The following is a 13,822-nucleotide window of genomic DNA, read 5'->3' as shown; positions in this document are numbered from 1 at the left end:
TGACCAGGCACTGACATAAACTCACGTCAGCGCCCAAATAAAGCGGATAAAACAGCATCGGGGACTCAATGATAGAACCAATAGATTCCCAGAATCAGTACGATCATCGCGGGCAATGGTGAAAACACGGCTCGCCAGCGCGTTTGCAATGGACGGAAGCCCGTACCATGAATCACCCCAGTGCACACCGCCCAAATCATCAATAATCCATGCCAGATGGCTAAGTCGCTCGTGCGGGCGGCAAAGCGTGACGGTTGCCAGATAACACAGCCCGCCAGCCACAGCGCCAGTATCAGCGAAAGGGCCCGTAACGGGCCCTTGTCCATCAGACGATACAGCGTCTGAATCAGTGTGCGCATCAGTGTTGTTTATCCTTTGCGCCACTCTCTTCTGCTTGCTCAATCGCCAGCGCCGTGATCACGCCAAACGCACAGGCCAGCAAAGTGCCAAGAATCCAGGCAAAATACCACATGCTCAATCTCCTTAATCAGTACAGGGAGTGCGTATTGCTCTCAATGTGTTCTTTGGTGATACGGCCAAACATCTTGTAATAACACCACGCGGTATAGGCGAGGATAATCGGGACAAAGATGATGGCGGCGAAGGTCATCACTTTCAGCGTCAGCAGGCTTGAGGTGGCATCCCACATGGTCAGGCTAATGCCCGGCACGGTGCTGGAAGGCATAATGAACGGGAACATCGCGATGCCTGCGGTCATGATGACGCATGCCAGCGTCAATGAAGAAAAGACAAACGCCCAGGCGCCCTTCTCCATGCGCGAACAGAGCACGGTCAGCAGCGGCAGCACTACGCCAAGCAGCGGGAACAGCCACAGGATTGGCGTCTGCTCGAAGTTCACCATCCACGCACCGGCTTCACGCACCACTTCTTTGCCCAGCGGGTTGGATGCTGCGTGATGATCGATGACGCTTTTCAGCACATAGCCATCTATTCCGTATTTCACCCACACACCGGCTAATACGAAGCACACCATCATCACCAGCGCACTGATTTGCGCGGTGCCGCGCGCACGCAGATGCAGTTCGCCGTTGGTACGCATCTGCAGATAGGTCGCCCCTTGCGTCAGGATCATCGCGACGCTGATCACCCCCGCCAGCAAACCAAACGGGTTCAGCAACTGGAAGAAGTTACCGGTGTAGAACAGGCGCAGATACTCATCCGCATGGAAAGGTACCCCCTGCAACAGGTTGCCGAAGGCCACGCCAATCACCAGCGGTGGAACGAAGCTGCCGATGAAAATGCCCCAGTCCCAGGTGTTACGCCAGCGCATGTCCTCAATCTTCGAACGGTAGTCAAAACCTACCGGGCGGAAGAACAGCGAAGCCAGCACCAGAATCATCGCCACATAGAAGCCGGAAAACGCTGCGGCGTAAACCATTGGCCAGGCGGCAAACAGCGCGCCACCAGCGGTGATCAGCCACACCTGGTTGCCGTCCCAGTGCGGGGCGATGCTGTTTATCATGATGCGGCGTTCGGTATCGGTACGGCCGAGAATGCGAGTGAGCATACCCACGCCCATATCGAAACCGTCGGTGACCGCAAAGCCAATCAGCAGCACGCCAATCAGCAGCCACCAGACAAAGCGCAATACTTCATAATCAAACATGGTCGCTCTCCTTATCCACGCACGGGCTGAGCAGCCGCTTTCACGGTCTCATGATGGTAGCGACCTGTTTTCAGGCTGCTAGGACCCAGACGGGCGAACTTGAACATCAGATACATTTCCGCCACCAGGAAAAGGGTGTAAAGACCGCAAATCAAAATCATCGAGAACAGCAGATCGCCGACGGTCAGTGATGAGTTCGCCACCGCAGTCGGTAAGACTTCACCAATTGCCCACGGCTGACGACCATACTCAGCGACAAACCAACCTGACTCGATGGCAATCCACGGCAGCGGAATACCGTACAGCGCCGCTTTGAGCAACCAGCGGCTCTTGCCGATGCGGTTACGAATCACACTCAGGAATGAGAGCGCGATAATGCCGAGCAGCAGCACGCCACACAGCACCATGATGCGGAAGGCGAAATAGAGCGGAGCCACGCGTGGAATCGAATCCTGCGTGGCCTTTTGAATCTGCGCTTCGGTCGCATTGGCGACATCCGGGGTATAGCGCTTCAGCAGCAAGCCATAACCGAGATCCTGTTTGCTGGCTTCGAACTGGCTACGCACCGTCGGATCTTTGCTCCCCGCGCGCAGTTCATTCAGCAACGCGTAGGCTTTCATGCCGTTGCGGATGCGCACTTCATGTTGCGACAGCAGATCTTTCAGACCGGTGACCGGCGTATCCACCGATCGCGTCGCAATCAACCCGAGCAAATACGGGATTTGAATGGCGTACTTGTTCTCCTGCGAATCCTGATCGGGAATACCAAACAGCGTGAAGGCCGCAGGTGCAGGCTGCGTTTCCCACTCAGCTTCAATTGCTGCGAGTTTGGTTTTCTGTACGTCACCCATTTCATAACCGGATTCATCACCCAGCACGATCACGGACAGGATCGCCGCCATGCCGAAGCTAGCTGCAATACCGAATGAGCGCTTAGCGAAAGCCACATCACGGCCTTTCAGCAGATACCAGGCACTGATACCCAGCACGAACATCGCGCCAGCGGTGTACCCTGCCGCCACGGTGTGAACAAATTTCACCTGCGCAACCGGGTTGAGCACCAGCTCGGAGAAGCTCACCATCTCCATGCGCATGGTTTCGAAATTGAATTCAGAGGCGATCGGGTTTTGCATCCAGCCGTTTGCCACCAGAATCCACAGTGCGGACATGTTAGAACCGAGCGCCACCAGCCAGGTCACCGCCAGGTGCTGGACTTTGCCGAGGCGATCCCAACCGAAGAAGAACAGACCAACAAAGGTGGATTCAAGGAAGAACGCCATCAAGCCTTCAATGGCGAGCGGCGCACCAAAGATATCGCCGACGTAGTGGGAGTAATATGACCAGTTGGTCCCGAACTGAAACTCCATGGTGAGACCGGTTGCGACACCCAGCGCAAAGTTGATACCGAACAACTTGCCCCAGAACTTGGTCATATCTTTATAAATTTGCTTACCCGTCAGGACATATACGGTTTCCATGATCGCCAACAAAAACGCCATACCCAGCGTTAAAGGGACGAACAGGAAATGGTACATCGCCGTCAGGGCAAACTGTAAACGCGACAGCTCGACAATATCTAACATGATGACTCCTTGCTCCTCGCATGAATTTACTCTGCGGCTGACAACGGTAAACAACGAACATTGACGTGCAGAATAAGATCCAGGAACGACTGATTATTGATTCCAGTTTTATTACTGACAGAACAGAGAAATCTGTAGCCCGAAATGAGTGAGTAACAGTGTTGAAAATTTCCCGAAAAACCGATCGCTTCAATCTGTTTCGAGCGGGAGTGTGATGCAAGGAGGCGACAGAATTGCGCTAACAACGCCTGGCTCAAACTCCTGAAAATTCGCGGAAAAGACTGAATTGATGCAGCGCAATTTATACCGTTTGTCGTGCGTGATGCCAGCAGTAAAGTTTGTTATATCTCACGCTTTATTGATCTGGATTAAGACAATATTTTTTCAGATATGTAGTGTTAGCGTTGTTGTTAATTAGTTGTCATATACGCGTGATGCAATTAAGGAAATAATTACTTCTCCCGTATTTTTTTAACGTTAATACCGGATGCTAAGGTTTTATTTCTCATGTGAAATCACGCACATTTTCCTATCTTTACCTTACCAACTTAGTAAGCATAGCGGCAGATTTTATCTCCGTTAGGGTTTTTCCCTGCTTTTTGTGTGACTCTGCACAGGGTGTTGTTGCCACTGGCTTCCCCTGCTCTTTCAGGAATAAAAAAAGCCACCCGAAGGTGGCTTCATGCTCATCACAAGTGACGGCTTATTTGATTGGCAGAACCGCTTTAACGGCGTCGCCGATGTCAGCCAGGCTGCGTACAGTTTTCACACCGGCCGCTTCCAGCGCTGCGAATTTCTCGTCAGCGGTGCCTTTACCACCGGCAATGATGGCGCCTGCGTGGCCCATACGTTTGCCTTTCGGTGCAGTCACACCTGCGATGTAACCGACAACCGGCTTGGTCACGTGCTCTTTGATGAAGGCTGCAGCTTCTTCTTCAGCGCTACCACCGATCTCACCGATCATCACGATCACTTCGGTCTGTGGGTCATCCTGGAACATTTTCAGGATATCGATGAAGTTTGAACCTGGGATCGGGTCACCACCGATGCCCACGCAGGTTGACTGGCCGTAGCCGATGTCAGTGGTCTGCTTAACGGCTTCATAAGTCAGGGTGCCTGAACGGGATACGATACCGACACGGCCTGGCTGGTGAATGTGGCCCGGCATGATACCGATCTTACATTCGCCTGGGGTGATCACGCCTGGGCAGTTCGGGCCGATCATGCGCACGCCAGCTTCATCCAGTTTCACTTTCACAGTCAGCATATCCAGCGTTGGGATACCTTCGGTGATGGTGATGATCAGTTTGATGCCTGCGTCGATGGCTTCCAGGATACCGTCTTTGCAGAACGGAGCTGGAACGTAGATCACGGTGGCAGTTGCGCCCGTGGCTTCTACCGCTTCACGCACGGTGTTGAACACTGGCAGACCCAGATGCGTGGTGCCGCCTTTGCCTGGCGTGACACCGCCAACCAGCTGCGTACCATAGGCCAAAGCCTGCTCAGAGTGGAAAGTCCCCTGGCCACCGGTGAAACCCTGGCAAATGACTTTGGTGTTTTTGTCGATAAGAATGGACATTATTTACCCTCCGCGGCAGCAACAACACGCTGCGCAGCGTCTGTCAGGCTGGTTGCTGCAATGATGTTCAGACCGCTGTCGGCCAGTTTCTTCGCGCCCAGCTCGGCGTTGTTACCTTCCAGACGTACCACGACTGGCACGTTCACACCCACTTCTGCTACTGCACCGATGATGCCGTCTGCGATCAGGTCGCAACGCACGATGCCGCCGAAGATGTTAACGAATACCGCTTTAACGGCATCGTCAGACAGGATGATTTTGAAGGCTTCGGTTACGCGCTCTTTGGTCGCGCCGCCGCCGACATCGAGGAAGTTAGCAGGCTGGCCACCGTGGTGTTTCACGATGTCCATGGTACCCATTGCCAGACCAGCACCGTTCACCATACAGCCGATGTTGCCATCCAGCGCAACGTAGTTCAGTTCCCACTGTGTCGCGTGTGCTTCACGTGGATCTTCCTGGCTTGGATCGCGCATTTCACGCAGCTCAGGCTGACGGAACAGTGCGTTACCGTCTGCGCCCAGTTTGCCATCGAGGCAGATCAGATCGCCCTGCTTGGTGATCACCAGCGGGTTGATCTCAACCATTGCCAGATCGCGTTCCAGGAACATGGTCGCCAGACCCATGAAGATTTTGGTGAACTGGCTGACTTGCTTGCCGGACAGACCCAGTTTGAACGCCAGCTCACGGCCCTGATAAGGCTGAGGACCGGCCAGCGGATCCAGCGCCATTTTGTGGATCAGGTGCGGGGTTTCTTCCGCCACTTTTTCAATTTCCACGCCGCCTTCAGTTGAAGCCATGAAGATCACGCGACGGGTAGCACGGTCAACCACCGCACCCAGATACAGTTCCTGGTCGATGTCAGTCGCTGCTTCAACCAGAATCTGGTTTACCGGCTGACCATCAGCATCAGTTTGGTAGGTCACCAGACGCTTGCCCAACCAATGCTCAGCAAATGCACGGATATCTTCCTTGCTGTTCACCACTTTCACGCCACCCGCTTTACCGCGGCCACCGGCATGTACCTGACATTTTACTACCCACGGACCTGCGCCAATTTTAGAGGCGGCTTCTTCTGCTTCACGTGGGGTAGCGCAGGCGTAACCAGTTGGAGCTGGCATGCCATAGCGAGCAAACAACTGCTTCGCCTGGTATTCATGTAAGTTCATGATGTTCTATCCATTCAGATATGAGTTTGGGCGCACCGTTGTGCGATGCGCCCGGCGAAAATTAGACGTCCAGCAGCAGACGTGCCGGATCTTCCAGCATCTCTTTCACCGCGACCAGATAGCCAACGGATTCGCGGCCATCGATCAGACGGTGGTCGTAAGAGAGAGCCAGATACATCATTGGCAGGATGACAACCTGACCATTGACCGCCATCGGGCGCTCTTTGATCGCGTGCATGCCCAGAATCGCGCTCTGCGGTGGGTTGATGATCGGGGTAGACATCAGGGAACCGAACACGCCACCGTTGGTGATGGTGAAGTTACCGCCGGTCAGCTCGTCAACCGTCAGCTTACCGTCACGGCCTTTCACCGCCAGTTCTTTAATTTTCTTCTCGATGTCAGCCATGCTCAGCGCATCAACATCTTTCAGCACTGGGGTTACCAGGCCACGCGGCGTAGACACCGCGATGCTGACGTCGAAGTAGTTGTGGTAAACCACATCTTCGCCATCGATAGAAGCGTTCACTTCTGGATAGCGTTTCAGGGCTTCAACCACGGCTTTGATGTAGAAGGACATGAAGCCCAGACGCACACCGTGACGTTTCTCAAACGCGTCGCCGTACTGCTTACGCAGATCCATGATCGGCTTCATGTTGATTTCGTTGAAGGTGGTCAGCATCGCGGTGCTGTTTTTCGCTTCCAGCAGACGCTCAGCCACACGCTTACGCAGGCGCGTCATCGGTACGCGTTTTTCGCTGCGGTTAGCCACAGCAGCCTGTGGTGCCGCGGCCGCTGCTGCAGGCGCCGCTTTCGCGCCGTCGGCTTTCTTCGCAACATGCTTCTCAACATCTTCACGCGTCAGACGACCACCCACACCGGTGCCTTTGATCTGGCTGGCGTCGAGGTTGTTTTCAGCGATCAGGCGACGAACCGCTGGGCTCAGCGCATCGTTGCTCTCATCTTCCAGAGACGCGGTTTTACGCTGCTCTGGTGTCGCTTCTTTCGTTTCTACTTTCGCAGAGGTCTCTTTACCACCGCTGTTGCCTTCCACCAGGCGGCCTAACAGCTGGCGCGAGAGCACCGTTGCGCCTTCGTCTTCCAGAATCGCTTCCAGTACACCGTCTGCTGAAGCAGGCACTTCAAGCACAACTTTGTCCGTTTCAATCTCAACCAGTACTTCATCGCGACTGACCGCATCGCCGGGTTTTTTGTGCCAGGTTGCAACCGTTGCGTCCGCTACGGATTCAGGCAAATCGGGAACCAGAATTTCTACGCTACTCATTTTCTTTCCTTTTAATTAACCAAGGTTCAGCGCGTCGTTAACCAGGTCTTGCTGCTGTTGTTGATGTACGGACATGTAGCCCACGGCTGGTGAAGCAGAAGCCGGACGACCTGCGTAACGCAGTGACGCACCGAATGGAACCACTTCGCGGAAATGATGCTGACTGCAATACCATGCGCCCTGGTTCAGTGGCTCTTCCTGACACCAGACGAAATCCTGCACATGCGCATAATTTTTCAATACGTCCTGCACCACTTTGTGCGGGAACGGATAGAGCTGTTCGATACGCACGATGGCGACATCGGTCTGCTCATTCTTGCGACGCTGTTCCAGCAGATCGTAATAAACCTTACCGGAACACATCACCACACGTTTCACTTGCTTCGGATCCAGATCGTCAATCTCGCCAATCGCCGGTTGGAAGCTGCCATTGGCCAGTTCTTCCAGGCTGGAGACCGCCAGCGGATGGCGCAGCAGCGATTTCGGTGACATCACGATCAGCGGACGGCGCATACCGCGCAGCGCTTGACGGCGCAGCATGTGATAAACCTGTGCTGGCGTTGACGGCACGCACACCTGCATGTTCTGTTCAGCACAGAGTTGCAGATAGCGCTCCAGACGCGCAGAGGAGTGCTCTGGGCCCTGGCCTTCATAACCGTGTGGCAGCAGCATCACCAGGCCACACATACGGCCCCACTTCTGCTCGCCAGAGCTGATGAACTGGTCGATGACCACCTGAGCACCGTTGGCGAAATCGCCGAACTGCGCTTCCCAAATGGTCAGCACGCGCGGTTCTGCGGTGGCATAGCCATATTCAAAGGCCAGTACCGCTTCTTCGGACAGCACGGAATCCCAGACCTTGAACTGACCCTGGCCGTTATGGACATGGTGCAGCGGGGTGTAGGTTGAGCCGTTGGTTTGGTTGTGGATCACTGCATGGCGGTGGAAGAAGGTACCGCGGCCGGAGTCTTCACCTGACAGACGGACTGGAATGCCTTCATCAACCAGCGTGGCGTACGCCAGGTTTTCCGCGCCGCCCCAGTCAAATGGCTTGTTGCCTTCCGCCATCTCTTTACGGTCGTTGTAAATCTTCGCCACGCGCGACTGCACTTCTACCGCTTCCGGTACGCTGCTGATGCGGCGCGCCAGCTCTTGCAGGCGTTTGTACTCAACCGTGGCAGGATAGTTTTCATCCCACTCGTGGTTCAGGTACGGCGACCAGGTGAAGGAGTGCAGGCTCATCGGACGCCATTCTGGCACCACGCATTCGCCTTCATCCAACGCATCACGGTAGAGATTGACCAGTTCGGTCGCATCTTCTAACGTCGCCACACCTTCGCTTTCCAGCTGATCGGCGTAGATCTTACGTGGCGTTGGGTGTTTCTTGATTTTCTGGTACATCAGCGGCTGGGTTGCACTTGGCTCATCCGCTTCGTTATGGCCGTGACGGCGGTAGCACACCAGATCGATAAACACGTCGCGTTTGAAGGTGTTGCGATAATCCAGCGCCAGGCGAGTCACGAACGCCACCGCTTCTGGATCGTCCGCATTCACGTGGAAGATTGGCGCCAGAACCATTTTGCCGATGTCGGTGCAGTAAGGCGTTGAACGCGCATCTTTCGGGTTCGAGGTGGTGAAACCGACCTGATTATTAATCACGATGCGAACGGTACCGCCCACTTCGTAACCGCGCGCCGCAGACATGTTCAGGGTTTCCTGCACCACGCCCTGGCCGATCACCGCCGCATCACCGTGGATGGTGATCGGCAGAACTTTGTTGCTGCTTGGCTCAGCCAGACGATCCAGACGTGCACGCACCGAACCCATGACCACTGGGCTAACGATTTCGAGGTGTGACGGGTTGAACGCCAGCGCCAGGTGCACTAAACCACCTTCGGTTTCAACGTCAGACGAGAAGCCCATGTGGTATTTCACGTCGCCGGTGCCGAGGTGCTCTTTGTGTTTGCCTGAGAACTCGTCAAACAGATCCTGTGGCTTTTTACCCAGGACGTTGATCAGGACGTTGAGACGGCCACGGTGCGCCATCCCGAGAACCACTTCACGCGTACCGCTTTTGCCTGCATGGCGAATCATTTCGCGCAGCATCGGCACCAGTGCATCACCGCCTTCCAGTGAGAAGCGTTTTGCACCCGGGAATTTCGCGCCGAGGTATTTTTCCAGACCTTCAGCCGCAGTCAGCTCTTTCAGGAAACCTTTTTTCTCGTCGCTGCTGAATGACGCATGGCCGACCACCGATTCCAGACGCTGCTGAATCCAGCGCTTCTCATCGGTGTTGTTGATGTGCATGTACTCTGCACCAATCGAGCCACAATAGGTCTGCTGCAGCGCCGCGAACAGATCAGCCAGCTTCATGGTCTCTTTGCCAATCGCAAAGGAACCTACGTTAAAGCTTTCCTGAAAATCGGCGTCGGTGAGATCGTGATAAGAAGGTTCGAGATCCGCAACCCGATCCTGTTTCCACAGGCCGAGCGGATCGAGGTTAGCGTGCTGATGGCCGCGGAAGCGGAACGCATTGATCAGCTGCAGCACTTTAACCTGTTTGGAATTGGTGGCCGGATCGGTGACTGAGGATGTGTAGCGGGTCGCATCTTTTGCCAGGCGGCGGAAGTAATCACGCGTGGTGGAGTGAAACTGCTCAGGTTTCACGCCAGTGCCGGGCAGCTGTTGGAACAGCTCGCGCCACATTTCATCAACTGAGTCAGGATCGGTCAGGAAATCCTCATAGAGTTGCTCTATGTAGGATTGGTTCGCGCCGGCCAGCCAGGAGGAGTCCAGCCAGGGTTTCATCGCGCTGTTCTGCATTGTGATCCCTTAAGCATTAATCTGCTTTTTATGAGGTTTCATTTGTTGCCGCTTTCGCGGCTTGCCGTAGTGAGTTCAGCGATACGAACCTGTGCGCAACCGGCGCCTGGCCCGTAAGGGAACCTTTATAAGCGTGGTCAGTACCGCGCTTATAAAGGCTTCCGTAAACTGCCGGGAACCTAAGTTCCCGGACAGTGACTTCAGTGTGTTACGCCCCGCGTTGCAGCAGCATCGACTTAATATGGCCGATAGCGCGCGTCGGGTTTAGTCCTTTCGGGCACACGCTCACACAGTTCATGATGCTGTGACAGCGGAATACACTGAAAGCATCGTTCAGATTGTCCAGACGCGCATCGGTTTCGGTATCGCGGCTGTCGATCAGGAAACGGTAAGCGGCTAACAAACCTGCCGGACCGATGAACTTATCCGGGTTCCACCAGAACGATGGGCACGAGGTCGAGCAGCAAGCGCACAGAATACACTCGTACAATCCATCCAGGTGCTCACGGTCTGCCGGGGTCTGCAGATGCTCGCGTGCTGGCGGATTTTCCCCATTATTCAACAGGAAAGGCTTAATCTTCTCATACTGCCTATAGAATTGTCCCATATCAACGACGAGGTCGCGGATCACCGGCAAACCAGGCAGTGGACGGATAACAATTTTCTTGGTGCCATTACCCAGCGCGGAGATTGGCGTGATGCAGGCCAGACCGTTTTTGCCGTTCATGTTGAGGCCGTCTGAACCGCATACACCTTCGCGGCATGAGCGACGGAAGGCCAGCGTTGGGTCCTTCTCTTTCAGACGAATCAACGCGTCCAGCAACATCATGTCACGACCGTCTTCTGACTCCAGCGTGTATTCCTGCATACGCGGTTTGTCATCGACTTCCGGGTTGTAACGATAGATAGAAAATTCGAGTCTCATGATGATCTCCGCAATTAGTAGGTACGCGCTTTTGGCGGGAAGGCCGCACGCAGTTTCGGTTGCATGTTCACCTCACGGCGCGTCATGCTTTCCGTTTGCGGAACATAGAGGCTGTGACACAGCCAGTTTGCATCATCACGTTCCGGGTAGTCGAAGCGGCTGTGTGCGCCACGGCTTTCGGTACGGAAGTTTGCGGCGACCGCAGTGGCGTACGCGGTTTCCATCAGGTTATCCAGCTCAAGGCACTCGATACGCTGGGTGTTGAAATCTGGCGAACGATCATCAAGACGCGCTGACTTCAGGCGTTCACGAATCACTTTCAGCTCTTCCAGACCTTCACGCATCGCATCACCTTCGCGGAATACCGAGAAGTTGTTCTGCATGCAACGCTGCAGCGCTTTACGGATTTCAACCGGGTCTTCACCCGTGGTGTTGTTTTCCCAGCGGTTGAAGCGCGCCATGGCAGCATCGATGTTTTCCTGCGTAGCTTCGCGCAGTTCACCCTGCTCTTCCAGACACTCCAGCAGATGCACACCCGCCGCACGGCCAAATACCACCAGGTCGAGCAGCGAGTTACCACCGAGACGGTTAGCACCGTGTACTGATACGCAAGCAATTTCGCCTACTGCGAACAAGCCCGGAATCACTTCGTCTTCGCCCTGCTCATTCACGCGCAGCGCCTGACCGGTCACTTTGGTCGGCACGCCGCCCATCATGTAGTGGCAGGTTGGGATAACCGGAATCGGTTCTTTAATCGGATCGACGTGGGCAAAGGTACGCGACAGCTCAAGGATACCCGGCAGACGCGATTCCAAAACTTCTGCGCCCAGATGGTCGAGTTTCAGCTTGATGTGCGGGCCCCACGGACCATCGCAGCCACGACCTTCACGAATTTCCACCATCATGGAGCGTGCGACCACGTCACGGCCCGCCAGGTCTTTGGCGTTTGGCGCATAACGTTCCATGAAGCGTTCGCCGTGTTTATTCAGCAGGTAGCCACCTTCACCACGGCAGCCTTCAGTGACCAGCACACCCGCACCGGCGATACCGGTTGGGTGGAACTGCCACATTTCCATATCCTGCACCGGCACACCGGCACGCAGTGCCATACCTACGCCGTCACCGGTGTTGATATGAGCGTTAGTGGTGGACTGGTAAATACGGCCTGCACCGCCCGTTGCCAGAATGGTCGCTTTCGCTTTGAAGTAAACGGTTTCACCGGTTTCCATGCAGATAGCGGTACAGCCGACAATCGCACCGTCTTCGTTTTTCACCAGATCCAGCGCATACCATTCGGAGAAGATGGTGGTTTTGTTTTTCAGGTTCTGCTGATACAGGGTATGCAACAGTGCGTGGCCAGTACGGTCGGCTGCCGCAGCGGTACGCGCCGCCTGCTCACCACCAAAGTTCTTCGACTGACCACCAAACGGACGCTGATACACGCGGCCGTCATCAAGGCGAGAGAAAGGCAGACCCATGTGTTCCAGTTCCAGAATCGCTTCCGGACCGACGTGACACATGTATTCGATCGCGTCCTGGTCACCGATATAGTCGGAACCTTTAACGGTATCGTACATGTGCCATTCCCAGTTATCTTCATGGGTGTTACCCAGCGCAACGGTAATACCGCCCTGCGCCGATACGGTATGAGAACGGGTTGGGAAAACTTTGGATAACAGGGCACAAGTCTGGCCCGATTGGGAGATTTGCAGAGCCGCGCGCATTCCCGCGCCACCCGCGCCGATCACCACGGCATCAAATTCTCTGACTGGCAAACTCATTTACACACCCCACACAACAACGATTCCATAAATGGCATACGACAACAGCGCGACCACAATCACAAACTGCAGCAGCAAGCGGGTTGCCACTGGTTTAACGTAGTCGGTCAGGACCTGCCACATGCCAATCCAGCCGTGGATCAGAATCGAGAACAGCGTCAGTATCGTAAACACTTTAGTGAAGGCAGAGGCGAAGAAGCCGTGCCAGGCGTCATACGTCAGGGTGCCGGTCATCACCACAAAACCGAGAAGGTAGATGATGTAGAGCGTCATTAAGATTGCAGCAGCACGCAGTAACAGCCAGTCATGAATACCGTTGCGTCCTAATGCAGAAGCATTGCTTACCATACGAGGACTCCAGCCAAAATTGAGAGCACGACAGTGATACCAAAAGCCGCCTGCGCGGAACGGGTTCCCACCTGCAGGGTTTCTTCCATAAAGCCAAAATCAGCCAGCATGTGACGAATGCCGCCCACGACGTGATACGCCAGCGCAGTCAGGATGCCCCACATAATGAATTTGGCGAAGAAGCTATCCATGATGGATGCCGCTTGCTGGAAGCCTTCAGGAGAAGAGAGAGAGAGACCCAGTAACCAGAGCAGTATTCCGAGAGCGACAAAGGTGATCACGCCGGAGACGCGGTGGAGAATGGACGATATTGCAGTAACGGGAAACCGGATCGTCGAGAGATCCAAGTTAACAGGTCTTTGTTTTTTCACGGTTTTGCCCACACAGCTCTTTTTTATTTTGCTTCCTCCGGACCTGAGTCGCATCAGAGCACAGCGCGTGTTCAGACTGCAACCGCCACCAAAAAAGCAACATCCAGTGTTAAGTGAAGCGAAAAAAACGCTGGGTGGCTCCTGGTGTCAGGGTATTCCGGAGACCTGGCGGCAGTATAGGAGGATCACATTCTGATTACAATTCCCCTACAATCTCTTTGGTCACATTTAGGCTGAACAGTGATCCGACTCACGAATTTCACAATTCATACATTTTTAATTATCTGATTTGACAAAAGATCAACATTTCAGTTACAAACAAACGCATTAAAGCCCT

Annotated in this window: 12 protein-coding genes; all 12 read right to left on the bottom strand. The window is 54.5% G+C overall.

The features are described 5' to 3' along the window. Positions 1-65: 65 nt before the first annotated feature. Complete coding sequence (gene ybgE / locus VH86_RS16240; RefSeq protein WP_045833524.1) at positions 66-359, bottom strand: cyd operon protein YbgE; 294 nt, start codon at positions 357-359, stop codon at positions 66-68. Further along, positions 359-472 (bottom strand): cytochrome bd-I oxidase subunit CydX, encoded by a 114-nt coding sequence (gene cydX, locus VH86_RS25180; RefSeq protein WP_058962355.1) that lies wholly within the window; start codon positions 470-472, stop codon positions 359-361. The genes ybgE and cydX overlap by 1 nt, the downstream gene beginning before the upstream one ends. 15 nt (positions 473-487) lie before the next feature. Then, positions 488-1,627: a cytochrome d ubiquinol oxidase subunit II gene (gene cydB / locus VH86_RS16235; RefSeq protein WP_045833523.1), complete on the bottom strand. Its 1,140-nt coding sequence runs from the start codon at positions 1,625-1,627 to the stop codon at positions 488-490. A gap of 11 nt (positions 1,628-1,638) precedes the next feature. Further along, entirely contained in the window at positions 1,639-3,210 is a 1,572-nt protein-coding gene (gene cydA, locus VH86_RS16230) for a cytochrome ubiquinol oxidase subunit I (RefSeq protein ID WP_045816495.1), read from the bottom strand. 703 nt (positions 3,211-3,913) lie between these two features. Further along, the gene (gene sucD / locus VH86_RS16225) at positions 3,914-4,789 is read right to left on the bottom strand and encodes a succinate--CoA ligase subunit alpha (RefSeq protein WP_034829155.1); all 876 of its coding nucleotides are present in this window, start codon (positions 4,787-4,789) and stop codon (positions 3,914-3,916) included. After that, complete coding sequence (gene sucC / locus VH86_RS16220) at positions 4,789-5,955, bottom strand: ADP-forming succinate--CoA ligase subunit beta (RefSeq protein ID WP_034829153.1); 1,167 nt, start codon at positions 5,953-5,955, stop codon at positions 4,789-4,791. The genes sucD and sucC overlap by 1 nt, the downstream gene beginning before the upstream one ends. A gap of 61 nt (positions 5,956-6,016) precedes the next feature. After that, the gene (gene odhB, locus VH86_RS16215) at positions 6,017-7,237 is read right to left on the bottom strand and encodes a 2-oxoglutarate dehydrogenase complex dihydrolipoyllysine-residue succinyltransferase (RefSeq protein ID WP_038648204.1); all 1,221 of its coding nucleotides are present in this window, start codon (positions 7,235-7,237) and stop codon (positions 6,017-6,019) included. A 15-nt stretch (positions 7,238-7,252) separates the two neighbouring features. Next, entirely contained in the window at positions 7,253-10,060 is a 2,808-nt protein-coding gene (gene sucA / locus VH86_RS16210) for a 2-oxoglutarate dehydrogenase E1 component (RefSeq protein ID WP_038648207.1), read from the bottom strand. Positions 10,061-10,268: 208 nt separating this feature from the next. Continuing rightward, complete coding sequence (locus VH86_RS16205) at positions 10,269-10,985, bottom strand: succinate dehydrogenase iron-sulfur subunit (protein ID WP_045833522.1); 717 nt, start codon at positions 10,983-10,985, stop codon at positions 10,269-10,271. A gap of 14 nt (positions 10,986-10,999) precedes the next feature. Beyond that, positions 11,000-12,766 (bottom strand): succinate dehydrogenase flavoprotein subunit, encoded by a 1,767-nt coding sequence (gene sdhA / locus VH86_RS16200; RefSeq protein WP_034829148.1) that lies wholly within the window; start codon positions 12,764-12,766, stop codon positions 11,000-11,002. Further along, entirely contained in the window at positions 12,767-13,114 is a 348-nt protein-coding gene (gene sdhD, locus VH86_RS16195; RefSeq protein WP_034829147.1) for a succinate dehydrogenase membrane anchor subunit, read from the bottom strand. Then, positions 13,108-13,539, bottom strand: a complete 432-nt coding sequence (gene sdhC / locus VH86_RS16190; RefSeq protein ID WP_176505733.1) for a succinate dehydrogenase cytochrome b556 subunit — start codon at positions 13,537-13,539, stop codon at positions 13,108-13,110. Before sdhC ends, sdhD begins: the two co-directional genes overlap by 7 nt. Positions 13,540-13,822 lie beyond the last annotated feature (283 nt).

Source organism: Pantoea sp. BL1 (assembly GCF_000963985.1).
GTDB classification, from domain to species: Bacteria; Pseudomonadota; Gammaproteobacteria; order Enterobacterales; family Enterobacteriaceae; genus Pantoea; species Pantoea rwandensis_B.
This window is presented reverse-complemented; position numbering and strand designations above follow the sequence as displayed.